Below are 26,407 nucleotides of genomic sequence, written 5' to 3'. Positions count from 1 at the left end.
GCGTAACTTTTGGGCGTGCGCCGAGGCTGGCCAGCGTCAACGCCAGCAACCCGAATGTGACACTTGACACGTGTTAGGTCCGCGTTCTAAGCTACCTCACACGTGTTAGGAAGGAAATTGACATGACCGGTGCCACAACTGGCCGCCTGCGTGAGCTCTCACGCCGGACCGCCCTGGGCGCCTTGGGAGCAGGAATTGTGGGAGCAACGGTGGCATCGTGGCCCCGGCTCTCCGGAACCGATATTCCCGGGCGGGGCGACAACAGCCTCAGCATTGCCATCATGGGTACAGCCGCCGATGCCGCCGCACGCCAGCGTGTCATCGACGCGTTCACCCGCCTCCACCCGGACATCCGGGTCAAGGTCCAGGCCATCCAGGCCGTGGACTGGAAAGACTTCTTCACCAAGATCCTCACCATGGTGGCCGCGGGAACCCCGCCGGACGTCGTCTACGTAGCCACCGAGGGCGCGCAGCTCTTCGCGGACAAGCTGGCCCATCCGCTGGACGAATACCTGCGCCGCGACGCCGCGGACATGGCCGAGTTCTTCGACGACGTCCACCCCAGCCTGGTGGAGGCCTTTATGTACAAGGGCAGCCTCTTCCAGCTCCCCATGGACTGGAACGCCGCCAACATGTACTACAACACCACCGCCTTCGCGCAGGCCGGGCTGGAGCGCCCGGCGGACGACTGGACCAACGTGGACTTCCGCAACAGCCTCGCCGCGATGCGCAAAGCCCGGCCGGCCGACTTCACCCCGTACTACTGGACCAACCGGCTCTTCGGCGGCGTGGTGCCCTGGCTCTACGCCAACGACACCAGCTTCCTGAAGGAGACCCGGTCCGCCGGCGGGAACTGGCTCTGGGACTCCTTCTACGCCAACGATCCCTCCCGCGGTCTTCGCTCCGGCGGCTACCAGTGGCTGGAACCCAACGCCGACGACCCCCGCGTGTTCGAGACCTTCGACTACCTGCGCGGCCTGGTCAAGGACGGCCTCGGCGTCCGGCCCGAAGAAGGCGGCGGCAGCTCCCTGGTGGGACTCTTCGCCTCCAACCGGATCGGCACCACCCCGGCCGGCGGCTACTGGGTCCAGGGCCTGCACGAAGCCGGCATGAAGGAGAACGACTATGACGTTGCCTTCTTCCCCAAGTGGCGGAGCCAGCGGCACCAGTTCGGCACGGCCGGCTACGCCATCATGAAGACCGCCAAGGACAAGGACGCCGCCTGGGAATGGATCAAGTTCAGTGCCAGCCGTGAAGCCATGGAACTGATTTTCCCCAACCCCATAACCACCCCGGCCCGCCGCTCGATGGTCAACGAGGCGCTGTATGCCGGTAAAGGCCCGGCGCATTGGAAGGTCTTCTACGACACACTGGACAAGTACCCCACCACCGGCCCCATCCCCGCGCCGCCCCAGCAGGCCGCCGTCGAAACGGCCCTGATGAAAAACGTCTCGCTGGCCGTCAGCGGCGATGAGCGCCAGCTCAAGCAGGCCCTCGAGTCCATGCAGCGCGATCTTGAACTGGCCCTGAGGAGGCAGTCATGAGCACCACCATCCCTCGCCGGGATAGGCCGAAGCAGGCCGCCAAGGCCGTCAAACCCGGAACGCCCGCCACCGCGCACACCGCGTCCGGCCGGCACAGCCAGCGCTGGCTTGCCTGGATCTTCCTGGCCCCCACCATCGTGGGGATGGGCCTGTTCACGCTGGTGCCCATCGCGGCGTCGGTGGTCCTGGCGTTCTTCCGCTGGGACATCATCTCCGCCCCGACGTTCGTGGGCTTCGACAACTTCGCCGAAGTGGTCCAGGACCCCACGGTCCGGGTGTCCTTCCTGAACACCATCGTGTTTGTGATTGTGGCGGTGGCATTCCAGCTCGGCCTGGCCCTGGCGCTCGCCGTGATGGTGCAGGAGAAGATGCCTGCCTGGCTGCGGACCTTCTTCCGCTCGGCGTTCTTCTTCCCGCTGATCCTCTCCGCCGCCTCGGTGTCCATCTTTATGCGGTACCTCTTCAACGAGCAGTTCGGCGTGGTCAACTGGTTCCTGTCCCTCGCCGGCATCCCCGCGGTGCCGTGGCTGACCACCCCAGGCGGGTCCGCCGCCGTCGTCATCCTGGTATACGTGTGGCAGAACTTCGGGTTCTCCTTCCTGCTGTTCATCGGCGGGCTGGCGTCGATCCCCGTGGAAACCTATGAGGCCGCCTCGCTGGACGGCGCCACCGGCTGGCGCAAGCATGTCTACGTCACCCTGCCGCTGCTCAGCCCCACCACCCTGCTGGCGTCCGTGATGGCCATCATCAGCGCGCTCCAGGTGTTCGACCAGCCGTACGTCCTGACCCGCGGCGGGCCCGGGGACTCCACCCGCACCGCCGTGATGGTGATCTTCGAATCCGCGTTCCAGCGCCTGGAATTCGGCGAGGCCTCGGCCATCGGCGTGATCCTGACCCTCATCATCATGGCCATCACCGCCGCGCAGTTCCGGCTCAGCAAACGATTCGTCTTCTACCAGTAAGGCCAGCCATGACTACCACTACAGAGCGTGTATCCACCCGCACCCCTGCCGTGCCTGCCCGGTCCCGGCGGAAGCCGAACTGGAACCTGGTCCTCCGCATTGTCCTGCTGATGATCGCGGCCGTCCTGACCCTGGGCCCGGTGATGTGGACCCTGTCCACCTCGCTGCGGTCGCCGTCGGAATCGTTCAAGCTGCCGCCGTCGTTCTTTCCCTGGAACCCGGACTTCACGTCTTACGTGCAGGTCTTCCAGCAGCTGGACATCGTCCTCCTGGTGCTGAACAGCGCCCTGGTCACCGGGCTCATCGCGCTGGGACAGATGGTCACCGCCGCGATGGCCGGCTACGCGTTCGCCAACCTGAAGTTCCGCGGCCGCGGGGCCCTGTTCTCCATCGTGCTGGCCACCATGATGGTGCCGGTGCAGGTGACCATCGTGCCCGTGTTTATGCTGATCCGCGGCATGGGACTTTCGGACACCCTCCTGGCGCTGATCCTGCCGGCCATCCCGACGGCGTTCGGCACCTTCCTGATGCGGCAGTACTTCATGGGGTTGCCCACCGACCTCGCGGAAGCGGCGTCGATCGACGGCGCCACACCCTGGCGGACCTTCCGCTCGGTCTACGCGCCGCTGGCCATTCCGGGGATGGCGATCGTGGGCATCCTCGCCTTCAATTTCCACTGGAACGAGTTTTTCCGGCCGCTCATCATGACCATCTCGGAACAGAACTTCACCCTGCCGCTGGGCCTCGTGTCCCTGCAGGGCAACCTGGGCACGGGCAGCATCTCCGTGGTGCTGGCTGGCGTGGTCCTGTCCATGATCCCCGCCCTGGTGGTCTTCATCTTCGGCCAGCGCGCGCTGCAGGACGGCCTCACCGCCGGCAGCGGCAAATAACCCACACGTCTGAAAGGCTCACCGTCATGTCATCCCCGGACCTCGCCGCCACCGACTTCGCCCGCCTGGCCGCCGCCCACCCCGACCCCGCGTTCCCGCACTTCCACCCCCGCCCCGCCCAGGGCTGGATCAACGACCCCAATGGCATCAGCCACCTCAACGGCCGGTACCACGTCTTCTTCCAGTACAACCCTGCGTCCGCGCGGCACCACAAGATCGCGTGGGGCCACCTCAGCTCCGCGGACCTGGTCCGCTGGGAAGAGTACCCCGTGGCGCTCCGCCCCCAGAACGGCGGGCCGGACGAGTACGGCTGCTGGACCGGTGTGGTGACGGACGACGGCGGCGTCCCCACCGCCGCGTACTCCGGCGTCCGCGGCGACGGCGGACACTCCCAGGTGGTCATCTCCCACGGTTCAGCGGACCTCGTTTCCTGGGAACAGGACGGTCACGTCGCGGCGTCCATGCCGGCCGATCCTATGGTCACGGCGGTCCGCGACCCGTTCATCTTCCGCTTCAACGGCAAGCGCTACGCCATGCAGGGCGCCGGTCTGGCCTCCGGCCACGCGGCACTCCTGCTCTACACGGTGGAGGACCTGTCCGACTGGAAGTACCAGGGCATCTGGCTCACGTCGGAGAACCCGGTCGCTGCTGCCCACACGCCGGCCGAGATCTGGGAATGCCCGCAGCTGGTGCGGGTGCCGTCCGTTTCCTCCGTTGAATCCCCGTCCGGCGGCGACGCGTGGGTCATGATGTTTTCGCTGTGGCTCTCCGGCGACGACCACGAGCACGCCAACGGCGTAGGCCACCTCATCGGCTCCCTGGCCGAGGACCCTGCCACCGGGCTGCCGGTATTCTCCCCGGAGACCGGCGGAAAGTCCGACCTGGGCCGCGACTTCTACGCGCCGCAGATCGTGCAGCTGCAGGACGGCGCCGGTGCCGGTGCTCCCGGTGCTCCTGCTTCTTCCCCTGCTCTTGCTGCTCTCGCGGAGCCCAAAGCGCTGCTGTGGGGCTGGGCCAATGAAGGACCGGGACGGGACGGCCGCCGGGGCCGCAGCCAGGCCGAGATCGACGCCGCGGGCTGGGCCGGTGTGCTCACCCATCCGCGCCTGCTGTCCGTAGTGGACGGTGCCCTGGCCGTGGCACCCGCGCCGGAAGTGGATGCCTACCGTGGCGCGCAGCTGGCTTCGCAGGGTGCCGGGAGCGTTGAGCTGCCGGCGTATGCAGAGGCCGTTGTGAGCGGTGGGCCGGCGGCGCTGGCCGCGGACGCCGTCGTCGAACTTTCCCTGGTGGCCGATGGATCAACGGACTCCGGTCAAGTGGTGTTCAGCGGGGCGCTGGCGGCGGGGGAGGAGCTGCGCGTGTTTGTGGACGCGTCGCTGGTGGAGGTGTACCGGAGCGGGTCGGTGGCCACCACGCTGCGCGCCTATCCGGCGCCCGACGAGCGGTGGGTGCTGGGGCTTCCCGAGGGTACGGCTGCGGACGTCTGGAAGCTGGAACAGCCTCAGTAGCGAAGGGTTTCGCAAGGACTCCGGTCAAGCGCGAACGGACACTTGAGGCCCCACTAGCCGGGCCTCAAGTGTCCGTTCGCGCTGTTCGTCTGTTCGCGCTGTTCGTCTGGCCGCGGTCAGGACTGGCCGGCGGGGACCGGGCCGGTTGACTCGCGTACCACGAGCCGGCACGGGACCAGTGTCTGGCCGGGGCGGCCGTGTTCGGCGGGGGCGCCGTCGTCGTCGTCGTTATCCTCCGGTTCCTCCGACAGTTCCCGGAGGAGCCCGGTCATGGCGGCGGCGCCCATCTCCCGCAGCGGGAGGGCCATGGTGGTGAGCGCCGGGACCATGGTGGACGCGATCCGGAATTCGTCGTCGTATCCCATGATGGAGAGATCCTGCGGGATTGCCAGGCCCAGCCGGTTGGCCGCGAGCACCACGCCGATGGCCAGGCGGTCGTTCGCGCACACGATCGCGGTGGGCCGTTCCGGCGCAGCCACGCCGTCCAGGAGCTTCATGGCGCCGTGGAACCCGGCGTCGATGTCCCAGCCCACCTGGAGGATCCGGCCCGGCCGAACCGGCAACCCGGCGGCCTCAAAGGCGTCCCGGTGACCCTGGATCCGGCGCGGGGCGGCGGGCGTGATGCTGTCGCCGGCGAGGAACGCGATGTCCCGGTGGCCAAGCTCCAGCAGGTGCGTTGCCGCCTCCCGGCCGCCGCGGACCTCATCCGGAATGACAGCGGGAACGCCGGCCTCGGGTCGGTCATCGAAGCAGTTGGCCAGCACCGACGGTACGCGCAGCATGTTGAGCGGGACGTGCAGGGGGCGCAGGCCCACGGTGACATACATCAGCCCATCCACCTGGCGGTCCAGCAGCGTGGCCACCGCACTTTCGTCACGGGTCTCGTCCAGCTCCGTATCCATCACCACGGTGACAAAACCCTGGGACCTGGCCACGGCGTCCGCGCCGGCGATGATATTGCCGTCGAACGGGCTGGTGACCACCTGGTCCGAGACGATCCCGATGATCCGCGACCGGCGGTTGCGCAGGCTCACGGCGATGGCGTTGGGCGTGTAGTTCAGGGTGGCCGCCGCTTCACGGATCCGGACCTGGCTCTCCTTGGCCACATTCCCGTCGCCGCGGCCGTTCAGGACCAGCGACACCGCGCTGCGGGACACCCCGGCGAGCTTGGCGACGTCCAGCGCTGTGGCTTTGCGGTTCATGCTGTGGTTTCCTCCCGCGTGCGGTATTTCCTGCAGTCTACCTAACGCGTGTGAGATGCGCCCGGACCCTGGCGCGGCGGCGCTTTCCCCCAACTGGGTAGCGTTAAGTGTCGTTATGGAGGCTGAAAACGACAGTTGGCGCTACCTACTTTGGCCGGGGAGCATTCGGGAGGCGCGGCAGGCTGGCCGCCGCGACCAGCAATGCCAGGGCCCCGAGACCGAACGGCAACGCGGTGAGGGTGGCGATGCCACCCACGAGCAGCGGCCCGCCGGCGTCGCCGAGTTCCCGGCCAAGTTCCGCCGAACCCATGGTCCGGCCCATCCGCTCCGGCGGCGTGGTGTCGGCCAGATGCGCGAAGCCGAGCGGCGTGGCCAGGCCGACGCCCGCGCCAATGGCTGCCGCGGCAATGAACAGCGTGACCGGGCCCGGGGTGAGGGCGATGAGTGCAACGCCCGCGGCGGTAAGGAGGAGTCCCGCCGTCGTCCCGCGGTTATCGCTGATGCGGTGCGCGTCGCGCAGCCTGCCGATCCAAGGCTGAGTGAGCACCGACGTGATGGCCAGGACACTGACCGCGGCCGTGCCGGCAACCGGGCCAAGGCCGTGCCGGGTGGCCAGGGCGGGAATGAATCCGATCGCTGCGCCGAGCGCTCCGGTCGAGGCCGCCAGCACCAGCGTGGGAACCAGGAAGCGCCGTTCGGTGACCTGGCGGGCAAGGTCCAAAACGGTGTAACGCTGCCGGGGGAGCGGCGGCAAGTGCGGAACGGACACCAGCACCCACACGGCGGTGCCCGCAGCCAGCACCGAGAGGGCCCCGAACAGCAGGGCAAACCCGCCCGCGAGGATCAGTCCCGCGCCCAGCAGCGGGCCGATGACGTAGCCCAGGCTTTTCCACGAACCGTACCGGCCGAAGTAGGTTCCGGCCTTCTTGCCTCCCGCCAGCCGCGCAACCATCGCGGACGACGCCGGCGAGAAGGCCGACGCCGCAGCGCCCTGCCCCAGCCGCGCCAGTCCAAGCATCAGCGGATTCGCCGCCCAGAGGCCGATCAGCGACAGCACCGCGAACGCCAGGAGGCCGCCGACGATGACGGGCTTGGTTCCGATCCGGTCGCTCAGGGCGCCGAAGACCGGCTTGAGGAAGACCTCGGAAACGTCATAGAGGGCCAGCAGGATGCCCAGGTTGAGCAGCGTCAGGCCGATGTTCTCGCTCTGGGCGCCCATGCCGGCGGCGATGCTGTGGGCGCCGAACGCGGTGACGAAGCCGGCCGCGTACAGGGGAACGGTGGACGCCCGGGCGTTGACCACCTGCGCCGGGACGCTCACGCGTGCACTTCGAGACAGGGCGCCTGCTTGAGGGAAATCACACCGCAAAGCGTAACAACAGCCGAACTGAGTAGCGCTAAGTGTCGTAATGGGCGCTGAAAACGACACTTAGCGCTACTCAGTTGGGGTGGAAGAAGCTCAGGTGAGGGACGCCGCCAGCTCCTCGATGATCTCGAACTGCTCGCGCACGCCGCCTTCCATGCCGGACTGCGCAATCATGTCCCGGACTGCCTTGCTGCCCGCGTCGGTGCGGATCCGCACGGTGGTGGCGCCGCCGTCGGCCTCGTCAAAGGTGACCGCATTGAGCACGGCGCCCTCCTCGCTGTCCGGCGCGGTGCCCGGAGTCTCCATGACTTCCGTGTGGATGATCCGCTCGTTGGGCACAATCTCGCGGTACGTGCCGTGGAAGGCGACTTCGAATTCGCCGTGCGCCACCATGACGTACCGCCACGCGCCGCCGACCCGGAAGTCCATGTCCGCCACCGTCATCTCGCCCCGCCGGCCGGGCCACCATTTCTTGACGAGTTCCGGCGTGGTCCAGGCCCGGTAAACGAGATGCGGGGGCGCGTTGAGGGTCCGCGTGATCAGGATTTCCGTGTCGCTGGGGAACGTCACGTCCATGGTGCTGCTGCTTGCCTGTGCCATTGTCCTGCTCCTTTCAGTGCTCTTCTTTGAGGTCCTCCAGCACGTCGTCCAGGAGATCCAAGCGCTCCTCCCAGAGGTGCTGGTAGCTGGCCACCCAGTCGTGGATGGGCTTGAGGGCTTGCGGATTGAGCCGGTAGAGCCGCTGCCGGCCTTCGTCACGCACGACGACGGCGCCCACCTCGCGCAGCACCCGCAAGTGCCGTGACACGTGCGGCTGCGCTAGGCCCAGGAGGTCCACCAGCTCGTTGACCGGGCGCTCGCCTTGCGTAAGGGCGTCCAGGATTTCCCGACGGCGGGGCTCAGCAACCGCGTTGAACGTATCTGCCGTTGTTGCTGCCCGTGCCATACCGCGATTGTATACCTATATGGATATGCGTTGGAAGGGACGGACAGCTCATCTGCCACGCAGTGCCGATGAGTTGAAAAGTCGAGTACCCACTACTGATGCTTTCGGCATCCCCGGCCGCATAGCGTCGAATGGGGGACCTACGAGACGTCAATCCATACACCGCTTCTCGGGGCAGGAAGGACAGCAATGGCGCCGGACGACGGCAACGCCCTGCCCCTCCTGGATCCGGCAGTGCTGGACAGGCTGCGGACAGAGCTCGAGGACGATGACGGCGTGTGGAATGTGTTCGTGCAGAACTTCATCGAACACCTGCCCCACAGGACTGAAAAGCTGCGTCTGACCCTGACCACCGGCGACCTGGTCGGTGCGATGGACGCGGTCCTCAGCCTCAAGACCTCCAGCCAGATGGTGGGCGCGGAGCGCCTGGCCGGACTTGCCATGGAGCTGGAACGGGCCCTGCGCCACGAGACCCTCGAATCTGAGCCCGCCCGGGTCCTGCCCCGGCTGGCAGCGGACCGCCTGCGCCAGATCATTCGCTGCGCCCGGCAGACCTCATACCTCCTGCAGAAGTACCTGCACTCCGGGTGAGGCCGTAAAAGATGGCCCCGGGGTTTTCAGGAGCAAGAGGTCAGGGTTTCGGCAGGGCCCGTACGGTGTTGTTCCGCTTCTCGTGCGTGAGTTCAGCCAGGCGGCAGAACGACGAAATGCGCAGGCTCACCGAATCCAGCTTCGCCCAGAGTGAGCATGTGAAACGCATTTCGTCGTGGGCGGCCATCCTGTTTGCGCCCACGCTGGTAGGGACCATTTACGATATGAATTTCACCAGCATGCCCGAGCTGAATTGGGTCTTCGGCTACCCTTTTGCCCTGGGCCTGATGGTTGCCATGGGTCTGGGGCTCTACTGGACCTTCAAGCACAACAAGTGGATCTAGCGCTGCTTGTACAGTGAATCCATGCCCGCCGCCATTCCTTCCCTGGACGAACTGCTCGCCAACGCGCATGTGGTGAGCCTGCCCATGCGGGTGAAGTTCCGCGGCATTATGGAACGCGAAACACTGCTGCTGCGCGGCCCGCACGGGTGGGGCGAGTTCTGCCCGTTCCCCGAATACGCCGACGCCGAGGCCTCCCGCTGGCTCGCCGCCACCATCGAGGCCGGCTGGCACGGCTTCCCGTCGCCCGTCCGTTCGGTGATCCCCGTCAACGCCACGGTGCCTGCCGTTGCGGCGGACCGGGTGCCCGACGTCCTAGCCCGGTTCGGCCGGGTGGACGCCGTCAAGGTCAAGGTTGCCGAGCGCGGGCAGACGCTCGACGACGACGCCGCCCGGGTTGCCGCCGTCCGCGCCGCCCTGCCGGACGCCGCCATCCGGGTCGACGCCAACGGCGGCTGGGACGTCGCGGAGGCCGTCGAGGCACTCACCCGGCTCGCCGCCGTCGGCCTTGAATACGCCGAGCAACCGGTGCCTTCGATCGAAGGGCTCGCCGAGGTGCGGCGGCAGCTGCGCGCCGCAGGAATTCCGGTGCTGATCGCCGCCGACGAAAGCGTGCGCAAGGAATCCGATCCGCTTAAGGTGGCGCGGGCCGGCGCGGCGGATCTGCTGGTTGTTAAGGTCGCGCCGCTCGGGGGAGTGCGGCGCGCGCTGGACATCGTGGCGCAGGCCGGGCTCCCCGCCGTCGTCAGTTCCGCGCTGGACACGTCCGTGGGCATCCGTGCGGGGCTGGCCTTGGCAGCTTCCTTGCCGGAGTTGCCCTACGCGTGCGGGCTGGGGACCGTGTCCCTGTTTGAGTCGGACATCACGCGGGATCCGTTAGTGGCCGACGACGGCGCCATCCGCCTCCGCGATGTCGCCGCCGACGCCGGGCTGCTGGAGCAGTTTGCGGCTTCCGCGGAACGCCGCGACTGGTGGCTGGCCCGGCTCGCCAGGGTCCATGCCCTCCTCGCCCCCTGACGCTCTATCACTTAACGCGGGTTTTTGGGCAACCCTCTCTCACATCCCTGCAGGTCACCGCCGGTTAACCGGAACTTCACCCGGCTGACGGCTGGGCGTCGGAAGAGGCTGAAAGGGTGGCCGGGACCCGATCGTAAATTTGGAGGCACCCCTTGTCTGAAACGACAGCCCGCAAGTTCACCCTGCTGCCCATGCTCGGCCACACCAAGGGCAAGCGCAGCGCAGTCACCTGCGCCTTGAAGTGCGACAACGCCTGCGCCGGCGATGTCTGCAACACCAGCTCCAACAGCTATTTCCGGGACATCGCGTCCGCCACCATGTCCCGCCGCGCCGCCCTGGGCTTCGGCGCCGCCGGAGCGCTCGCCGTCGTACTTGGCAGCGCCATTACCTCCGCGGAACCGGCAGTTGCCGGCGGCCCCGGGCTGGCCCCCGCCGCGAAGGAGGGCTTCGCGACGTCGAAGCTGAAGTTTACGCCGATCGCTCCGGTGGATGCCGCCGTCGACGCCGTCACGGTTCCGGAAGGCTTCACGTGGCAGCCGGTCATCCGCTGGGGCGACCCCATCTTCAATGACGCGCCGGAGTTCGACCTGAACAACCAGACGGCCGCCGCCCAGGAAAAGCAGTTCGGCTACAACAACGACTACACGGACATCCTCGAGGTCCCGGGCAGTAAGGGCCGCCGCGCCGTACTCTTCGCCAACCACGAGTACACCAACGAGAACATCATGTTCCCGGCCACTATGCCTGCCGACCAGAAGCGGGCAGTGGGCCAGGCCGCGCACGGCCTCTCCGTCGTCGAGCTCGAGCGCAAGAACACCGCCAAGCCGTGGACCTACGTCAAGGGCGCCGAACTGAACCGCCGTTTCCTCAACAGCACGGTGTACGAACTGACCGGTCCGGCCGCGGGTTCCCCGCTGGTCCAGACCGCCGCGGACCCCGAAGGCCGCTTCATCAAGGGCACCCTGGGCAACTGCGCCGGCGGCACCACGCCCTGGGGCACCATCCTCTCCGGTGAGGAAAACTTCAACGGCTACTTTGTCTCCCCGGGCACGTCCGCTGAAGACAAGCGCTACGGCCTGACCTCCAAGCCCACCGCACGCGGCTGGGAACTGGACGACCCCCGCTTCGACACCCGTAATGCCGACTTCAAGAACGAGGCCAGCCGCTTCGGCTGGATCGTGGAAGTCGACCCGTTCGACCCCACCTCCACCCCGAAGAAGCACTCCTCCCTGGGCCGCTTCAAGCACGAGGGCGCCAACGTCATCATCGCCGAGTCCGGTCACGTGGTGGCCTACTCCGGCGATGACGAGCGCTTCGACTACCTGTACAAGTTCGTCTCCAAGGACAAGTACATCGAGGGTGACCGCAAGCACAACATGACCCTCCTGTCCGCGGGCAACCTGTACGTCGCCAAGTTCACAGGCAACTCACCGGCCGCTGAGATCACCGGCACCGGAGCTGTCCCCAAGGACGGTGCGTTCGATGGCATCGGCGAGTGGCTGCCCCTGGTGGTGGACGGCAAGTCTGCCGTGAAGGACATGACGGTGGAGCAGGTCCTGGTCTACACCCGCCTGGCTGCCGACAAGGTTGGCCCCACCAAGATGGACCGCTGCGAGGACGTGCAACCCAGCCTGCACACCGGCAAGGTCTACGTGGCCTGCACCAACAACTCCAACCGCGGTGTGGGCTCGAACGAAGCAGCCACCGAGGTCAACCCCCGCAATGAAAACCGCGACGGCCACATCGTGGAAATCATCGAAACCGGCGACCAGACCTCCACCACTTTCACGTGGAACCTGCTCATGGTCTGCGGCGATCCCAAGCAGGGCGACGTCACCTACTTCTCCGGCTTCCCGGTGGACCAGGTCTCGCCTATCTCCTGCCCGGACAACCTCGCGTTCGACTCCGTGGGCAACCTGTGGATCTCCACCGACGGCGCGCCCTCCGGCATCAAGAAGGCCGACGGCCTGTTCAAGGTCACCGTGGAAGGACCCGAGCGCGGCAAGGTGGAGCAGTTCCTGGCCGTGCCCCGTGATGGCGAGACCTGCGGACCCATCATCCACGACGAGGAGCGCACGGTGTTCGTCTCCGTGCAGCACCCGGGCGAGGACGGCACGTTCGATGCGCAGGTGTCCTTCTTCCCGGACTACGTCAAGGCAGGTACGACGCCGGCCCCCGGCCAGGTGCGCGCGCCACGTCCGTCGGTGATCCAGGTGTTCCGCGCGGACGCCTAGCCTCACCCACGTACCAGGACGCTCTCTCACTTCCTGCGGGTTTTCGGCCAACGCTCTCTCACTTCCCGTTGCTCCTGCGACAGGAAGTGATAGAGCGTTTGGTTTAAAGCGACATTAAGTGAGAGAGCGTCTTAGCCGATCAGGCCCGCGCCGAACTCTTCGTCGGCGATGAGCGGCTTGATGACCGCTTCCACTTCGCCCTGGACGAAGTTGCGGCGGATCACGTTGTTGCCGAACACGTTGCCGATGGCGCCCAGCACCATGGCCTGGTCCAGCGAGAGGTAACGCCGGGCGATGGTGCCGGACTTCACGGCCACGGCATCGAAGAACCCGCCCTGGCCGTAGGCGCCGAGGTTGTTCTCGATCTTCACCAGGTTGTCGTACGCCTCGCGGGGTTCGTATTCCATGGCGAGGAACGCCGCGTGCGGAGTCACCACGCCGTCGCCCCAGGCCGGCGTCGGGTTGGTGGCGGGCCGGCAGCCCTGAAAGCCGACGTCAATGCTGGTGCGTTCGACGTCCGACGGGTAGCCGTCGCTGCTCATGCCCAGGATGTCCATGCCCCATTCGGAATACCCGCCGTTGGGGTGGCTGGCGGGGGAGAAGCCCCAGTAGCCGTACTTGGCGTCGTGCAGGCCGAACTCGCGCTGCGCCCGGACGGTGAGGGGGTGGTTGACGCCCCAGGCCTTCGGCGCCCAGCTGGATTCCGGGACGAACAGATCGGGCATCAGCGACTCAAACATGTCCCCGCCCCAGCTCGGCACGATACGCATTCCGCGGTAGGTGTAGGCGCCTTCGAAGACGTCGATTCCTTGGTACGTCCGGTGCTCGCCCACCGGCTTCTGCTCCTGCCAGGACCAGTCGCACGTATCGGGGAAGACCCGCATGGTGGCGAAGTAGTGCGCCGGCGGAAGCTGGCCCAGGGCGATGCCGATGTAGGTGGCGATGCGCGGCTCGGAATTGGTGACGTCGTAGTGGTTCATCGTATAGAAAACGTCAGGGCCCTTGCCGAGGTAGTTGCCCTGGACGGTTTCCGCCGGCGGTTTGACGTCGTAGAACCCGCCGCGTAGCAGGCCGGCGGCCACACCGGGCCGGGCGTCCTTGTTGTAGAAGATCCCGAAGTCCATCCTGCCGAGGATGGTGTTGGCCAGGCCGGCCACCTTCGGCTCCGCGTTGCGGACCACCATGAGGGCCGCCGCGAACCAGCCGTTGTCCACGCTGGACATAAACGGCGCTACAGGGTTCCCGTTCTCGGGCCAGATGGTAATGACCTCACCCGTGGCTTCGTCGTACCAGTTGTAGAGCATGCCGCTGGGTTCGTGATGCTTGAGTCCGGCCAACGTGGTGAGCGTACGCGTCAGCCGCAGGGCACTCGTTGGCGCTGATGATGTTCAGCTCCCGCGCCACCACGGTGCTCCACATGTAGCCGCCGATGTTGGTGGGCGACGTGAAGCCGCTGCGCTTCGGCGCGGTGATGGACTCGCCGATGTAGTCGGCCGGCAGACCGGTTGCGGGATCGGTCATGGCAACCAGGGACTGCCAGGTGTCGTGCGCCCAGCGGTTGATGATCTTCCGGTCGATGCCCTCCTTGTTCCGCGGACGCGACAGCGGCGATGCCCCGCCGGATGCCGTGGATGCCGCAAGCTGGGCGGCGTAGCCCGGTGTCGCGGTGGCTGCGGCGAGGCCCGAGACGGCGAACGCGGCCGCACCGGCCAGGAGTTGACGGCGGGTGGCGCTGGAGATTCTGGGGTTCGGCTCAACGTGCTGGTTCATGGGGTCTGTCCTTACGTCGTTGTATTGGTGGCCTTCGCCGATGCTGCCGTTGCCGTTGCCGGCTCCGGCAGGCTCAGGCCGTGCCCGAACGGGAAAAGGGGATCGGCGGTATCGCCGGGGACATCGGACCGGGAGGCCCGCACGGCATCCATCGACCGCGGGATCTCGAACGGCAGGCGTCCTTCGGGCCCAACCCGTCCAAACAGGGCGTCCAGGAGCGCAGTATCCGAAACGCCGAACGTACCTACCAAGGCCGCGGCGAATCCGGTCAAGGGCGTGAGGATCGCCGGGCGGTCCAGCCGCACGTCAATGACCAGTGGTACCTTCTCCGCCAGGGCGCGCAGCCGTGCCACGAGCCCGGGCGGGAAGTCCAGGCTCCCCGCATGGAAATGTTCCTCGAGGAACAGGTCGTTGCGGTGGTCCCAGGGCGAGTGCAGCCGGATAAGCGCAACGTCCGCCCGCTCCGGGTCCTGCACCACAATGCCGAAACCGTCCAGACTCAGCGGGTCCATACCTTCCAGGTAGACGGCAGGTGAGCCGGAAAGCGGAAGGGCGGGCCCGACGTCGGACGTTCCGTTGGTGAGCACCGTGACGGACCGGGACTGCGCCCGGTGTCCCTCGCGCCGGAATTCGGCGTTCCCCACGATGCTGGCCGCGGCGTCCTCATCCACGAACGGGTTGTCGAACAGGCCCAGCTGGAACTTCACCAGCAGCAGCCGGCGCGCGGACTCATCCAAACGCGACTCGCTGACCAGCCCGTCGCGGACCAGCCCGATGAGCAGGTCGCTGCATTCCTCGCCGCCGAACTGGTCCACGCCGGCGTTGAGGATTTTCAGCATGCGTTCGGGGGCGGTGAGCTGTTCAACGCCCCATGCCCGGGCCGGCAGGACCTGGTCGCCCACGATGTTGTCGTTGACCAGTTCCCAGTCGCTGAGGACCACGCCGTCGTAGCCGAGCTTGTCCCGGAGCAGGTTGGTGATGATCTGCCGGTTGTAGCCGAAGCCGACTTCCTCGACGGGTTCGCCGTCGAGTTCCACGCCAACGGGCATGCCGTAATAAGGCATGATGGCGCTGGTCTTTTCGGAGATCGCGGCCCGGAAAGGGGCCAGATGTTCGGCGAAGCGGCCGCCGGGGTAGACCTGTTCGCGGCCGTACGGGAAGTGCGCATCCTCGCCGTCGCGCTGCGGACCGCCGCCGGGGAAGTGCTTGGTGGTGCAGGCAACGCTGTCCGGCCCCAGCTCATCGCCCTGGAACCCCTGGAGGTACTCCACCACGTACTTCGAGCTGAGCTCCGAGTCCTGCCCGAAGGTTCCCGCCTGCCGGCACCACCGCGGTTCGGTAGCCAGGTCAACGGTGGGGTGCAGGGCCGCGCGGATCCCGACGGCGGTGTATTCCTGCCGTGCGATCCGGGCAAACCGGCGGATCAGCTCGGCGCTGCCCACCGCGGCCAGGCCGATCGGCTCGGGCCACTGCGAAAAGTGGGCGGCGGTGAACGAGACGCCGGAGTTTTCGATGAACGCATGCCGCGGGTCCGTGGAGATGGTCACGGGAATCCCGTGCGGGGTCTGCGCGGCAAGCTCCTGGAGGGCGTTGCTCCAGCGGGCGGCTTCGCGGGCGGGGCCGAGCGCATGCACGTTGAAGTGGTTCATGAACTTGGTGAGGATCACCGTGCTGGTGGGCGACTTGCTGATGTTGCCCGGTTGCTCGAGCAGGGATCCGTCCGGGCCAGTTTCGATGACCGTGTGGAACATCAGCCCGGCTTTTTCCTCGAGGCTGAGGCGGGCAACCAGGTCGGCAGCGCGTTCCTGCGGACTGAGGTCCGGGTTTTCGAAGGGATCCATGATCCCGTTGCCGTTGAGGTCCCGGAAGACTTTTTCGTCGGCGTTTCCGTCGGCGGCGGCCGTCCCGGGGCGTGCGTGATTCTGGGTTGGTGCAGTCATTGTGGCTCTCTCGGGGAGGTTGGGCGGGGGAGCGGCTACTTGATGCCGGTGGCCGCGACGCCCTGGATGAAGTACTTCTGGAGGGCAACGAAGAGCAGGATGATGGGCGTAATCACCAGCACCGAGCCGGCCAGGAGCAGGCCGTAATCCGTGGCGTTCTGGCCCGTGGAGTACAGGGACAGTGCCACCGGCAGCGTGTACATGTCCTCGCTCTGCGCCACCACCAGCGGCCACAGGAAGTTGTTCCACGAACCGAGGAAGGTCAGGATGCCGAGCGTGGCCAGCGGCGGTCCGCACAGCGGCATCACAATCCGCAGGAAGGTGCGCAGCTCGCCGGCGCCGTCGATCCGGGCGGCCTCAATGAGCGAATCCGGGATCCCCGCGATGAACTGCCGCATCAGGAACACCCCCATGGGCGCGGCGAGGAACGGCAGGATCAGGGCCGGGTAGGTGCTGACCATTCCCAGCTTGCTGACCAGGACGAACAGCGGCACAAACGTCACCACGCCCGGGACCATCAGCATGACCATCACCAGCAGGAACAGGAAGCGCTTGCCGGGGAAATCCATCTTCGCCAGCGCATAGCCCACCATCGAGCAAAACAGCAGGTTGCCGAGCACCGTGAACACGGCCACCACAACGCTGTTCAGGAAAAACGTGCCGATCTGCAGCTCGGTGAACCAGGTTACGAAGTTATCCAGGGTGGGCTGTTCCGGCCACCAGGTGATGGGCCGGCGGAGCAGCTCGCCCTGGGTCTTGAACGCGCCGAGCAGCATCCACACAAACGGCAGGAGTGTTGCGGTCACGGCGACGATGAGGGCGGCGTAAATCAGCGCCCGGCGCGCGGACACGCGGCGGCCAGTACGACGGCGGCGGGCCGGGGCGGGCGGCAACGCTGGCACCTGGGTGCCTCCCGCCGTCGTGCGTTCAGCTTGTGCGCGGGGGATGGTTGGTGCGGTTTCCGGGATGGTCATGTCCTCAGTCCTTGGATCGCAGGGCTCGGAATTGGATGAGGCTCAACAGCGCGATGGCCACGAAGAGCACGTAGCTGGCGGCGGAGGCGAGCCCGTATTTGCCGAACCCGAACTGGTTGAACGTGAAGTAGCTGACCGACAGGGTGGAGTCCAGCGGGCCGCCCTTGGTCATCACGAACGGCTCCTCGAAGAACTGAAGGAAGCCAACGGACAGCAGGACCGTGCCCAGGAGCAGGGTGGGGCGGAGCATCGGCAGCGTGATCTTCATGAACCGCTGCCAGGCGCTGGCACCGTCCACCTCGGCGGCCTCCAGGATGTCCGCGGGGACCGTCTGGAGCCCGGCCAGGAAGATGATCATCAGGGTGCCAAGGTTGCGCCAGACAGCGAGCAGGATCAGTGCCGGCATGGACCAGGTGGTGCTGTTGAGCCAGTCCGGCCCCGCGATGCCCACCCAGCTGAGGATGAGGTTCAGCAGGCCGTCCGGCTGGAGGATGAAGCGCCACACCACGGCCACGGCCACGATGCTGGTGACCACGGGAGTGTAGAAACCTACGCGGAAGGCCGTGCGGAAGCGGGTGATGCCGTTGTTCAGGGCGACCGCGAGGGCCAGGGCCAGGACGGTGGTGAGGGGGATGCCGGCCAGCACGAAGTAGGCCGTGTTCAGGATCGAGTGCAGGAACTGTGGATTCCGGAACAGTGCCGCGTACTGGTCAAGCCCGACGAATCCCACGGCGAAGGGGTTGTCGATGTCGCGGCTGGTGAAATCCGTGAAGGACATCAGGAACGACGACACCAGCGGCCCCAGCATAAAGATGCCGAAGATGAGGACGAATGGTGCTGCGAACAGCCATGCCGTCACGGCGTTGCGGCGCCGGCGCGAGCCGCCTGGCCTGGCCTTTGCGCTGGCCGGAGGCCTGCCGGCACCCCTTGAGGTGCCGGCAGGCATCGTGTTGGTGGCAGCCACTGTTACTTCCCGGTGCCGATCGAATCCGCGGTCTGCTGCAGGGACTTCAGGGCTTCGGCGGGGTCCTTGCCGGCCTTGACGATCTGTTCGATTTCGCTGTCCGCGGCTGCCGCAACCTGTGTCCAGGTGGGAACGGACGGCGGGTTGTTGGCGGACTTGAGCTGGTCTCCGAAGACGGAGAGCTTGCTATCGCCGGCAAGCGACGGGTCCTTCCAAGCGCTCTGCTGCGAGGGCAGGTCGCCGGTGGCCTTGTACCACTTGAGCTGAACCTCGGGCTTGGACAGCCACTGGAGGAGCTTCCAGGACGCGTCGCGGTTCTTGGACTTCTTGAAGACCACCATGTTGGAACCGCCCACGAAGGACGTTGAGGTCTTCTCCTTGGGCATAGGGGCAACCTTGTACTTGTCCTCAAAGCCTGGGCCGCCGGCCTTGTTGAGCAGGCCGACGTGCCACGGGCCGCTCATCATCATGGGGGCGGAACCGTCCACGAAGGATGCTTCGGCAGTGGTTCCGGTGGACACGGCCTTGGAGGCGAGCCCGTCAGCGAAGAAGCTGGCGTAGTACTTCAGCGCCTCAGCCGCTTCCGGGGTGTCGAGGGTCCACTTGGTGCCGTCGTCGTTCATCAGCTTGGCGCCGTTGGACCACTGGAAGGGGAGGGTGTCCAGGTAGGAGCCGGCGACGCCGGCGGGCAGCTGGACTCCGTATTTTGCCCCGGCCTTCTCCTTGAGTGCCGTGGCGAGCGTCTTGAAGTCGTCCCAGGTTTCGGGCGCCTTGGTGATGCCGGCCTTTTCCGCGAGGTCGCTGCGGTAGTAGACCACGCGGGTGTCAACGTACCAGGGCACGCCGTAGGTGGTTCCCTCAACCTCGGTGGACTTCACCGAACCCGGGAAGAATTCGGCAGTCTCGATCTCCTTCGGTGTGGCGTCGAAGGAGTCGGCGAAGTCACCCATCCAGGTGGTGCCCATCTGGGCGACGTCCGGGGTGGTGCCGCCGGCGATGGCGGTCTGGTACTTGCTCAGGGCGGCGTCCCAGGGGATGGCCGTGACGTTGACCTTGACGCCGGGGTTTTCGGCCTCAAATTCCTTCAGCAGGGCGGGCAGTGCCTCGCCTTCGCTGCCTTGCGCCCACAAGGTGATGGTGCCCGACGCCGGCCCGGAGGCAATGGCTTCGGCCGGAGACGATGAGGCGGGGCCGGCGGAGTCCCTGCCGCAGGCGGTCAGGAGCAGTGCGGCGGCGATGCCTACGGCTGCGGCCTTCTTGGCATTCGGATGGATCATCATTGTTCCTTTCGTGGTTCCGCGGGCCGGCAGGTGGCACGGCGCGGAGGGAGCAGGAGAGGTGGAGCCATCCCGCGAGGAAATATCTAAGCGCTTTGATTCGGTTCGTAAGGTCAATCTAAGCGCATTGAATGTGATCTTGGCAACAGCTGGCGCTAAGTTTCTTGAACTGCTGGGCGCGAAGGGACACTTGGGCCCCACCGCCCGAGCAGACACTTGGGGCCCCGCGTGTGCTTGTGGCGCCACCTGCGCAAACGGACACTTGAGGCCCCGCCGTTGTGCGGTGGCCGTGCTGGCGCTCCTGGCTCGCAGGCCTAGACCGGCTGGCAGCCGCAGCTTTCGCGCAGCACCACGCGCACGGGCAGTTTCAGATCCGCCGGGGGCTTCTCCGGGTGGTCCAGCCTGTCCAGGAGCATCTCCACCATGGTCCGTCCCATCCGTTCCATCGGCTGCCGCACTGTGGTCAGGGAGGGCCGGATGACCCGCCCCGCGGCGATGCCGTCGAAGCCGGTCACGGCCACGTGTTTCGGCACATTAACGCCGCACGCGGCCAGCACATCCATAACAACCAGCGCATCCTGGTCGGTGGCGCAGACAAAGGCCTGCGGCAGGGAGCCCTGCTGGCAGATGGTCCGGACAGTTTCCGCGACGGCGAGCTCGCCGCCCGCGGGATACCGGGGCTCGTGCCGCATTACCACTCCCGCATCGGCGAGGGCGCCCCGGAATGCCTCGAGCCGTTCGTCGTTGTCGGAGGACGGCATGGCGCCGATGAACATCAGCTCGGTCAGTCCATGCACATTGATCAGGTGCTCGGTGATTGCACGCGCTCCGGACGCGTTGTCCACGGTCACATGGTCCATACCCCGGTTACGCAGGCTCTCCGAGACCTCCACCACGGGGATGCGGCGGGCTATGCGGGCCAGGGCTTCGATAGGAACCGAGCGCGGGAACACGGCCAGCCCGTCAACCCTGCCGGCAATGTCCGACAGCACCGCTTCGTTGTTCGCAGGGTTGCCGCCGCCAACCAGCAGCGCCTGCCCCCGGCGCCAGCACTCCAGTTCGACACCGCGCTGGACCTCGTCCACGTACAGGGGGAACAGGCGGAGGTTCCCCTCCTCGCGGTCTCCGTCCAAAGGGGCGCCGCCTTCAGGGTCCGCAGCCGGGGACTCCGCGGCTGGATCCAGCGAGAGCCCTCCCGGCACGCCGCCCGGCAGCCCACCCTGCGCGCCGGCCAGTCCGCCCGGCAGCCCACCCTGCATGCCGGCCAGGCCGCCAGGCCCGCCGGGGCCGCCCGCGGGGTCCAGCAGGTAGTCGTAGGCGAAAAGACCTAAGGCCCCGGTCCTGCCGCGCGCAAGTCCGCGGGCGCTGGCGCTGGGCACGTAACCCAGTTCGTCGGCGGCCGCCAACACCAGTTCGCGTGTGGACGCCTTGACCTTCTCCGGCTGCCGGAAGGTAAACGAGACGGTTGCGATGGAGACGCCCGCGCGTTCGGCGACGTGGTAAACAGTGGGGCCCTTTGCCATGTGATTCTCCTTCTGGTCCGAGTCTATGCGCTTAGTACAAGCGTGCGGCAGTGCCGGGACATTCGGCCGTCCGCAGGATGGCAAACTGGTTCGGTGACTTCCCTGAACTCCCTCGCCGCCGCGCGGATCGCCGTCGATGCCCTGATCGACGGCGGCGTACAGTACGTGGTGGTCTCGCCCGGATCGCGTTCCGCCCCCATGGCCTACGCCCTGGCCGAGGCCGAAGCTGCCGGCCGCGTGGACCTCCTGGTCCGCATCGACGAACGTTCCGCCGGCTTCACGGCCCTTGGCCTGGCCCTGTCCAACGGCTCCCCGGCGGCCGTCCTCACCACCTCAGGCACCGCCGTCGGGAACCTCATGCCCGCCGTTATGGAGGCCAACCACGCGGCCGTCCCGCTGGTGGTGGTGTCCGCTGACCGGCCCGAAGAGCTGCAGGGGACCGGCGCCAACCAGACCACCATCCAGCTGGACCTGTTCGGCGAGCACGTGCGTTTCGCTGCCGACGTCCCGGCCGGCAGCAGCCCCCTGCGCGCAGTGGAAACGGCGCTGGCCGCGGCCACCGGCGCGTTTTCCGACCTCGCGCCCGGGCCCGTCCAGCTCAACCTGGCGTTCCGCGACCCGCTGGTTCCCGCGCCGGAAGAGGGGCTTCCGACGGCGGCCGGGCATCCCCGGTTCCGGATCGGCACCGACCCGCTCACCATGAACCTGCCGCCCGCCCCTGCCTCGCTGGCGGAATGGCGCACCGTGGTGCTGGCAGGGCACGACGCCGGGCCCGTCGCCGAAGCGTTCGCCCGCGCACACGGCCTGCCGCTGCTCGCGGAACCATCCTCAAACGCCCGCTTCGGCCCCAACGCCGTGGGCCCGTACCGGCTGCTGCTGGAGCACTTCGGACCGACTGCGGCGTTGCCCATCGAACGGGTGGTGATGTTTGGCCGGCCCACGTTGTCCCGCCCGGTTGCCGCACTTTTGGAGCGTGCCGACGTTCCGTCCGCGCTGTACCAGCCGGTTCCGGTGGCCTGGTACCAGCCGGGCCGGCGCACGGAACTTCCGCTGGAGAACCTGGCCGATCTCGCCGATTTCGCCGGCCGTGGCCCGTCCGACTGGCTGGATACCTGGCTGCTGGCAGGGGCCGCCGCACAGCACGCGCTCGACGGCGTCCTGGCCGCCGAGCCCGCCGCTTCCGGACCCTCCGTGGGCGCCCAGGTCTGGCAGCACGCCCGAGGCCAGCTGATGCTGGGATCCTCCAACGGCATCCGCGATGTTGACCTGGCTGGCCTCCCCGCCGCCGAGCCAGCCGCGACCGTCTACGCCAACCGTGGCCTGGCCGGGATCGACGGCACCATCTCCACCGCCACCGGGATTGCCCTCGGCGGCCGCCAGGACACCACGCTTCTGCTGGGCGACGTTACTTTCCTGCACGATGCTGGCGGCCTGCTCCTGGGGTCCGGCGAACCCGAACCCGGGCTCCGGATCGTGGTGCTGAACGACGCCGGGGGGGCCATTTTCGATCTGCTGGAGCACGGGGCTGTGCGTGAATCCGGACGCTACACTGACGCCGTCGAGCGCCTCTTCGCCACCCCCCACACCGTGGACTTCGCGGCACTCGCCGCAGCGTACGGCGTCGGGCACTGCTCGGTAATTACGACGGCGGGACTCGCCGAAGCCCTCGCCGCACCGCTGACGGGGCGCAGCATCATCGAAGTCCGCACCGACCGTGTTGGCCTCCGCGCCCTCCACGCCCGCATCAAGGCCGCTGTGGCCGGCGCCGTCGGAGGAGTCCTAGCTGGTTAGTTCCCGACGCGGTTGTCCAATGGCGACTCGGATAATCGCTGGTGCAGACCATATTCCAGGCGCGCCAGAGAATGTGCGCATCGAATACGAACATGCCGGTGCGCCACTTCGCTGATTCCGGTGCTTTAACCGTCGTACGGCGGGAGGGCATGCTCGTCACGGGCCGCATCCGCACTGTGCTTGATCCTGCCTTTCATGCCGTTCGTGGAGACGGCTGTGCCGCTGGACCAGTGGCTCAAACCTGACCGGACTTTGCGCCTGCCTGCCCTGACCAGGGATGAGCTGGTTGCGGCAATTGGGACGACCTACTCCGCGGCTGCCAGACGAAGGATCCTCGCCGCCATTGCCTTTGCGGACCCGTTGTCCGGTTCTGCGGGGGAGTCCTACAGCCTTTCGCTGATCCATGTTGCCGGGTTCGAGGCTCCGGTCCCAAGGGGAGGACAGCAACGCAGGCGGTATTAAGGGAAAAGAAGCGCGAGAACCGGATCCGGGCCGCTGGGTTCAACGTGATGAGGTGGGACTGGGCTGATCTCATGGAGCCACGAAAGCTGGAACACATGGTGGCAACGGCAGGCGTGCCCCGGCGTCGTGCCCGTTCTGCGGTTCTCGACGCGCAAAAGTCCCTGTGACGCGCAGATGCCCTGTCGCTGCCCGTATTTGGGTAGCGACAGGGCATCTGCGCGTCAGCAGGTAATCAGCGCGTCGGTAGCGGCGCGCGGCGCCGGCCTACTCCTCGATCTCGATGTGCGTCGGGTCCAGGACGCGGCGCAGGAACTCCTTGGTGCGAGCCTGGGTGGGTGCGGAAATGACCTGCTCGGCCACGCCTTCCTCCACCACCACGCCGCCGTCCATGAACACGACGCGGTCGGCAACTTCGCGGGCGAAGCCCATCTCGTGGGTCACCACCAGCATGGTCATGCCCTCCTTGGCGAGGTTCCGCATGACCGAGAGGACATCGCCCACGGTCTCGGGGTCCAGTGCGGAGGTTGGCTCGTCAAAGAGCATCAGCTCGGGGTCCATGCTCAGCGCCCGGGCGATCGCGACGCGCTGCTGCTGGCCGCCGGAAAGCTGGTCCGGGAAACGGTCGGACAGATGCCCCAGGCCCACGCGCTCCAGGTTGTGCTGGGCCACCTGATCGGCCTCTTCCTGGGACCGCTTCAGCACCTTCGTCTGCGCGATGGTGCAGTTCCGCTTGGCGTCCAGATGCGGGAACAGGTTGAACTGCTGGAACACCATGCCCACTTTGCGGCGCATTTTGTCGATGTCCACGTCGGGGTCGGTGGCTTCGAAGCCGCCCACGTGGATGGCACCCTCGTTGGGCTGCTCCAGGAGGTTGACGCAGCGCAGAAGAGTGGATTTGCCGGAGCCGGACGGGCCGATCAGGCACACCACTTCGCCGGGGGCCACGTCCAGGCTGATGCCCTTGAGGACCTCGTTGGACCCGTAGGATTTGCGCAGGTCTTTGATGGACACGCCGGCGGCATGGACGGGACCGGTGTGATTGCGGGAGTGAATTACGACGTCGTTCATGACTGTCCTGCCTATCGCTTGGTCCGCGCGGAGCGGCTTTCGAACTTCCGGGCCAGGAGGCTCAGCGGGATGGTGATGACCAGATAGAAGGCGCCGGCGACCAGGAGCGGCGTGAGGCCTGCGCCCAGGCTGGAGATGCCGTCGCGGCCGAATTTGGTGAGCTCGTACTGCGACGCCGTCAGGCCCAGGACGTAGATGAGTGAGGAGTCCTTGGTCAGCAGGATGACCTCGTTGGTCAGCGGCGGGAGCACAATCTTGAACGCCTGCGGAATGACGATGGACACCATGGCCCGCCACTGCGGCATGCCCAGCGAACGTGCGGCTTCGAGCTGTCCCTTGGGCACAGCCTGCAGGCCGGCGCGGAGGGTCTCAGCGATATATGCCGAAGCCACCATACCCAGTGAGATCATGACGATCAGGGTGACGTTCCACTGGACGCCAAACGCGAGCGGGACACCGTAGCCGAACGCGATGAACACCAGCAGCGCCGGGATGCCGCGGAAGAACTCGATGTAGCCCGTGGCGATCCAGCGGTACAGCGGGAAGCTGGACAGCTTCATCAGGGCCAGGAGCAGGCCGCCGGACAGGCCCACGACGAAGCCGAGGAACGTGTAGATCAGGGTGTTCTTGAGGCCCACCAGGAAGATGTCCGGGAACATCGGGCCGATCTTGCCGAAGTTGAAAACGCTGTTGCCGACGGTCTTCCAGTCGGTGGCCAGGACCAGCGCGGCCACGGCTATAACGAAGATGCCGATCTGGACATACAGGCTCACTTTGGCCCGTTGACGTGCGGTCATTGCCATGGGGTGCTCACATTCATTTGCGTGGCTGAGGCCCCGGGCGGGCTGCAGCGCAGTTCGTCAGGGGCCCCAGCGGCGTAGTTCTCAGGGCTGTGAAGGTCAGTCCGAAGCGCCGGCTACTTGGCGGTCTCGCCGAACCAGGTGGTTTCGAACTTCTTCAGGGTGCCGTCGCCGGCCAGTCGCTTCAGGGTTCCGTTGACCTTCTCGGCCATGGCGGTGTTGCCCTTCTTGATGGAGATGCCCAGCTTCTCGCCCGTGGCGTAGTCATCCACACGCTCGAACTTGGCGTCATCCTTGATGGCGTAGGCCAGGATTGACTGGTTGCCCAGGGCGGCGTCGATGGTGCCGGCCTGGAGAGCCTGGACCAGGAGGCCGCTGTCCTCGAACTGCTGGGCGTCGATGCCGTTCTCCGCGGCGTACTTTGCGCCGGTGGTGGCCTGCTGGACGCCTACCTTCTTGCCCTTGGCGCTGTTGATGTCCGTGATCCCGGACGCCTTGGTGGCCACGAGGGTGAGGTCATCGTCCATGTACGGGTCGGAGAAGTCCATGACCGACTTGCGGACGTCAGTGATGGAAACCGAGGAGATGGAGAGGTCGCAGCCGGTGAGGGCGGTTCCGGTCTCGATGGCCTCGAAGGAGCTGTCCACGATGCTGAGTTCGGCGCCGAGATCCTTGGCTACTTCATTGGCAATGTCGATATCGAAGCCTACGATCTTGCCGTCCTTCTGGAATTCGAAGGGCTCGTAGGGGACGTCGGAGCAGACCGTGAGCTTGCCGGCGTTGATGAGCTGGATTCCGCCCTCGGTCGCAGCCGGGGTGCTGCTGCCGCCGCAGGCGGTGAGGGTGAGTGCGCCGGCGGCCAGGATTGCCGCTGCCTTGGCGGCGATCTTGGCCTGGGCCAGGGACTTGAGCTGCATGTTCTTTACCTTTTGTTGCAGGGGTGTGCGGTACTAAATCGGTTCATAGTGTAGCGCCGAATGAGAGATGTGCATCACATGAAACTTTGTTTCACTATTGGATAACTAAATCACACCCTAAATCAAGACCTGCGAAGCCGCTCTTGTCTGGGATTCCGGACACCCCGCCCATGTAGGTAGCGCTAACTGTCGTTTTGGAGGCTCAAAACGACAGTTAGCGCTACCTAGGTGCGTGGGTCGGTAATTGTTTGAGGGTTCCTCAGGTTTGAGCCGTAATGGCCCGAGGCCGGTTTCCTTGTCTTGGAAAGGTGCCGGCCTTT

The 26,407-nt window shown here is 66.6% G+C and carries 23 protein-coding genes and 1 pseudogene; 10 read left to right on the top strand and 14 right to left on the bottom strand.

What is annotated here, in order from left to right; translation table 11 throughout:
• Positions 1 to 122 precede the first annotated feature (122 nt).
• The 4 genes from NG696_RS01060 to NG696_RS01045 are packed head-to-tail and all read left to right on the top strand — an operon-like array spanning position 123 to position 4,904.
• Positions 123 to 1,544, top strand: coding sequence for an ABC transporter substrate-binding protein (locus NG696_RS01060; protein WP_252573581.1), 1,422 nt, complete (start codon positions 123 to 125; stop codon positions 1,542 to 1,544).
• Entirely contained in the window at positions 1,541 to 2,506 is a 966-nt protein-coding gene (locus NG696_RS01055; RefSeq protein WP_252573580.1) for a carbohydrate ABC transporter permease, read from the top strand. Before NG696_RS01060 ends, NG696_RS01055 begins: the two co-directional genes overlap by 4 nt.
• 8 nt (positions 2,507 to 2,514) lie before the next feature.
• Positions 2,515 to 3,396, top strand: a complete 882-nt coding sequence (locus tag NG696_RS01050; RefSeq protein WP_252569905.1) for a carbohydrate ABC transporter permease — start codon at positions 2,515 to 2,517, stop codon at positions 3,394 to 3,396.
• Between the two features lie 26 nt (positions 3,397 to 3,422).
• Positions 3,423 to 4,904 carry a glycoside hydrolase family 32 protein gene (locus NG696_RS01045; RefSeq protein ID WP_252569902.1) on the top strand — a complete coding sequence of 494 codons (1,482 nt, stop codon included), beginning with the start codon at positions 3,423 to 3,425 and terminating at the stop codon, positions 4,902 to 4,904.
• Positions 4,905 to 5,020: 116 nt separating this feature from the next.
• Here the strand turns inward: NG696_RS01045 and NG696_RS01040 are convergent, their stop codons facing one another.
• From NG696_RS01040 to NG696_RS01025, 4 genes are all read right to left on the bottom strand, one after another.
• The gene (locus tag NG696_RS01040) at positions 5,021 to 6,106 is read right to left on the bottom strand and encodes a LacI family DNA-binding transcriptional regulator (RefSeq protein ID WP_252573579.1); all 1,086 of its coding nucleotides are present in this window, start codon (positions 6,104 to 6,106) and stop codon (positions 5,021 to 5,023) included.
• Between the two features lie 145 nt (positions 6,107 to 6,251).
• On the bottom strand, positions 6,252 to 7,427 hold the full coding sequence (locus NG696_RS01035) for an MFS transporter (protein WP_252569898.1): 1,176 nt from the start codon (positions 7,425 to 7,427) through the stop codon (positions 6,252 to 6,254).
• Positions 7,428 to 7,565: 138 nt separating this feature from the next.
• Positions 7,566 to 8,072, bottom strand: a complete 507-nt coding sequence (locus NG696_RS01030) for an SRPBCC family protein (protein WP_252573578.1) — start codon at positions 8,070 to 8,072, stop codon at positions 7,566 to 7,568.
• 13 nt (positions 8,073 to 8,085) lie between these two features.
• On the bottom strand, positions 8,086 to 8,418 hold the full coding sequence (locus NG696_RS01025; protein ID WP_252569894.1) for an ArsR/SmtB family transcription factor: 333 nt from the start codon (positions 8,416 to 8,418) through the stop codon (positions 8,086 to 8,088).
• Between the two features lie 189 nt (positions 8,419 to 8,607).
• Between NG696_RS01025 and NG696_RS01020 the strand changes: the two genes are divergently transcribed.
• The 4 genes and pseudogenes from NG696_RS01020 to NG696_RS01005 all read left to right on the top strand — a co-directional run bounded on the left by NG696_RS01020 (position 8,608) and on the right by NG696_RS01005 (position 12,601).
• Positions 8,608 to 9,009, top strand: coding sequence for an Hpt domain-containing protein (locus tag NG696_RS01020; RefSeq protein ID WP_252573577.1), 402 nt, complete (start codon positions 8,608 to 8,610; stop codon positions 9,007 to 9,009).
• Between the two features lie 95 nt (positions 9,010 to 9,104).
• Positions 9,105 to 9,353: pseudogene (locus NG696_RS01015) on the top strand (CorA family divalent cation transporter); the annotation flags it as partial.
• A 21-nt stretch (positions 9,354 to 9,374) separates the two neighbouring features.
• Positions 9,375 to 10,367 carry an o-succinylbenzoate synthase gene (locus NG696_RS01010; protein ID WP_252569890.1) on the top strand — a complete coding sequence of 331 codons (993 nt, stop codon included), beginning with the start codon at positions 9,375 to 9,377 and terminating at the stop codon, positions 10,365 to 10,367.
• A 152-nt stretch (positions 10,368 to 10,519) separates the two neighbouring features.
• Complete coding sequence (locus NG696_RS01005) at positions 10,520 to 12,601, top strand: PhoX family protein (RefSeq protein ID WP_252573576.1); 2,082 nt, start codon at positions 10,520 to 10,522, stop codon at positions 12,599 to 12,601.
• Between the two features lie 131 nt (positions 12,602 to 12,732).
• On the opposite strand, the gene NG696_RS01000 is transcribed toward NG696_RS01005, so the two are convergent.
• The 7 genes from NG696_RS01000 to NG696_RS00970 form a co-directional block, all read right to left on the bottom strand.
• A complete protein-coding gene (locus NG696_RS01000) occupies positions 12,733 to 13,938 on the bottom strand; it encodes a glucoamylase family protein (protein WP_252573575.1) in 1,206 nt (401 codons plus the stop codon).
• Entirely contained in the window at positions 13,871 to 14,371 is a 501-nt protein-coding gene (locus NG696_RS00995) for a hypothetical protein (protein ID WP_252573574.1), read from the bottom strand. The genes NG696_RS01000 and NG696_RS00995 overlap by 68 nt, the downstream gene beginning before the upstream one ends.
• An 11-nt stretch (positions 14,372 to 14,382) precedes the next feature.
• Positions 14,383 to 16,311, bottom strand: a complete 1,929-nt coding sequence (locus tag NG696_RS00990) for a glycoside hydrolase family 3 protein (RefSeq protein ID WP_374211164.1) — start codon at positions 16,309 to 16,311, stop codon at positions 14,383 to 14,385.
• A gap of 35 nt (positions 16,312 to 16,346) precedes the next feature.
• Entirely contained in the window at positions 16,347 to 17,285 is a 939-nt protein-coding gene (locus NG696_RS00985) for a carbohydrate ABC transporter permease (RefSeq protein ID WP_252569882.1), read from the bottom strand.
• A gap of 4 nt (positions 17,286 to 17,289) precedes the next feature.
• The gene (locus NG696_RS00980) at positions 17,290 to 18,231 is read right to left on the bottom strand and encodes a carbohydrate ABC transporter permease (RefSeq protein ID WP_252570559.1); all 942 of its coding nucleotides are present in this window, start codon (positions 18,229 to 18,231) and stop codon (positions 17,290 to 17,292) included.
• 20 nt (positions 18,232 to 18,251) lie between these two features.
• Positions 18,252 to 19,526 carry a sugar ABC transporter substrate-binding protein gene (locus tag NG696_RS00975; RefSeq protein WP_252569881.1) on the bottom strand — a complete coding sequence of 425 codons (1,275 nt, stop codon included), beginning with the start codon at positions 19,524 to 19,526 and terminating at the stop codon, positions 18,252 to 18,254.
• Between the two features lie 314 nt (positions 19,527 to 19,840).
• Positions 19,841 to 21,049: a LacI family DNA-binding transcriptional regulator gene (locus NG696_RS00970; protein ID WP_252573573.1), complete on the bottom strand. Its 1,209-nt coding sequence runs from the start codon at positions 21,047 to 21,049 to the stop codon at positions 19,841 to 19,843.
• A gap of 93 nt (positions 21,050 to 21,142) precedes the next feature.
• Here NG696_RS00970 and menD point away from each other — a divergent pair, with 93 nt between their 5' ends.
• Together menD and NG696_RS00960 are read left to right on the top strand one after the other, a co-directional pair.
• Positions 21,143 to 22,840 carry a 2-succinyl-5-enolpyruvyl-6-hydroxy-3-cyclohexene-1-carboxylic-acid synthase gene (menD, locus tag NG696_RS00965; RefSeq protein ID WP_252569877.1) on the top strand — a complete coding sequence of 566 codons (1,698 nt, stop codon included), beginning with the start codon at positions 21,143 to 21,145 and terminating at the stop codon, positions 22,838 to 22,840.
• Positions 22,841 to 23,035: 195 nt separating this feature from the next.
• The gene (locus NG696_RS00960; protein ID WP_252573572.1) at positions 23,036 to 23,302 is read left to right on the top strand and encodes a hypothetical protein; all 267 of its coding nucleotides are present in this window, start codon (positions 23,036 to 23,038) and stop codon (positions 23,300 to 23,302) included.
• 264 nt (positions 23,303 to 23,566) lie between these two features.
• Here NG696_RS00960 and NG696_RS00955 read toward each other — a convergent pair whose 3' ends face one another.
• From NG696_RS00955 to NG696_RS00945, 3 genes are all read right to left on the bottom strand, one after another.
• The gene (locus NG696_RS00955; protein ID WP_252569872.1) at positions 23,567 to 24,370 is read right to left on the bottom strand and encodes an amino acid ABC transporter ATP-binding protein; all 804 of its coding nucleotides are present in this window, start codon (positions 24,368 to 24,370) and stop codon (positions 23,567 to 23,569) included.
• 11 nt (positions 24,371 to 24,381) lie between these two features.
• Positions 24,382 to 25,173: an amino acid ABC transporter permease gene (locus NG696_RS00950; RefSeq protein ID WP_252569870.1), complete on the bottom strand. Its 792-nt coding sequence runs from the start codon at positions 25,171 to 25,173 to the stop codon at positions 24,382 to 24,384.
• 113 nt (positions 25,174 to 25,286) lie between these two features.
• Complete coding sequence (locus NG696_RS00945; protein WP_252569867.1) at positions 25,287 to 26,087, bottom strand: ABC transporter substrate-binding protein; 801 nt, start codon at positions 26,085 to 26,087, stop codon at positions 25,287 to 25,289.
• Positions 26,088 to 26,407 lie beyond the last annotated feature (320 nt).

It is taken from the genome of Pseudarthrobacter cellobiosi (assembly GCF_023913755.1).
In the GTDB taxonomy this organism is placed as follows: Bacteria; Actinomycetota; Actinomycetes; order Actinomycetales; family Micrococcaceae; genus Arthrobacter; species Arthrobacter cellobiosi.
The sequence above is the reverse complement of the archived record's forward strand: the minus strand, read 5'-3'. Positions and strand labels throughout refer to the sequence as shown.

Bases quoted from the DNA above. Each gene is read 5' to 3' on its own strand.
- NG696_RS01060 (WP_252573581.1), top strand. From the start codon at position 123: ATGACCGGTGCCACAACTGGCCGCCTGCGTGAGCTCTCACGCCGGACC.
- NG696_RS01055 (WP_252573580.1), top strand. From the start codon at position 1,541: ATGAGCACCACCATCCCTCGCCGGGATAGGCCGAAGCAGGCCGCCAAG.
- NG696_RS01050 (WP_252569905.1), top strand. From the start codon at position 2,515: ATGACTACCACTACAGAGCGTGTATCCACCCGCACCCCTGCCGTGCCT.
- NG696_RS01045 (WP_252569902.1), top strand. From the start codon at position 3,423: ATGTCATCCCCGGACCTCGCCGCCACCGACTTCGCCCGCCTGGCCGCC.
- NG696_RS01040 (WP_252573579.1), bottom strand. From the start codon at position 6,106: ATGAACCGCAAAGCCACAGCGCTGGACGTCGCCAAGCTCGCCGGGGTG.
- NG696_RS01030 (WP_252573578.1), bottom strand. From the start codon at position 8,072: ATGGCACAGGCAAGCAGCAGCACCATGGACGTGACGTTCCCCAGCGAC.
- NG696_RS01025 (WP_252569894.1), bottom strand. From the start codon at position 8,418: ATGGCACGGGCAGCAACAACGGCAGATACGTTCAACGCGGTTGCTGAG.
- NG696_RS01020 (WP_252573577.1), top strand. From the start codon at position 8,608: ATGGCGCCGGACGACGGCAACGCCCTGCCCCTCCTGGATCCGGCAGTG.
- NG696_RS01010 (WP_252569890.1), top strand. From the start codon at position 9,375: ATGCCCGCCGCCATTCCTTCCCTGGACGAACTGCTCGCCAACGCGCAT.
- NG696_RS00995 (WP_252573574.1), bottom strand. From the start codon at position 14,371: ATGAACCAGCACGTTGAGCCGAACCCCAGAATCTCCAGCGCCACCCGC.
- NG696_RS00990 (WP_374211164.1), bottom strand. From the start codon at position 16,311: ATGACTGCACCAACCCAGAATCACGCACGCCCCGGGACGGCCGCCGCC.
- NG696_RS00985 (WP_252569882.1), bottom strand. From the start codon at position 17,285: ATGACCATCCCGGAAACCGCACCAACCATCCCCCGCGCACAAGCTGAA.
- NG696_RS00980 (WP_252570559.1), bottom strand. From the start codon at position 18,231: ATGCCTGCCGGCACCTCAAGGGGTGCCGGCAGGCCTCCGGCCAGCGCA.
- NG696_RS00975 (WP_252569881.1), bottom strand. From the start codon at position 19,526: ATGATCCATCCGAATGCCAAGAAGGCCGCAGCCGTAGGCATCGCCGCC.
- NG696_RS00970 (WP_252573573.1), bottom strand. From the start codon at position 21,049: ATGGCAAAGGGCCCCACTGTTTACCACGTCGCCGAACGCGCGGGCGTC.
- NG696_RS00960 (WP_252573572.1), top strand. From the start codon at position 23,036: ATGCCGTTCGTGGAGACGGCTGTGCCGCTGGACCAGTGGCTCAAACCT.
- NG696_RS00955 (WP_252569872.1), bottom strand. From the start codon at position 24,370: ATGAACGACGTCGTAATTCACTCCCGCAATCACACCGGTCCCGTCCAT.
- NG696_RS00950 (WP_252569870.1), bottom strand. From the start codon at position 25,173: ATGGCAATGACCGCACGTCAACGGGCCAAAGTGAGCCTGTATGTCCAG.
- NG696_RS00945 (WP_252569867.1), bottom strand. From the start codon at position 26,087: ATGCAGCTCAAGTCCCTGGCCCAGGCCAAGATCGCCGCCAAGGCAGCG.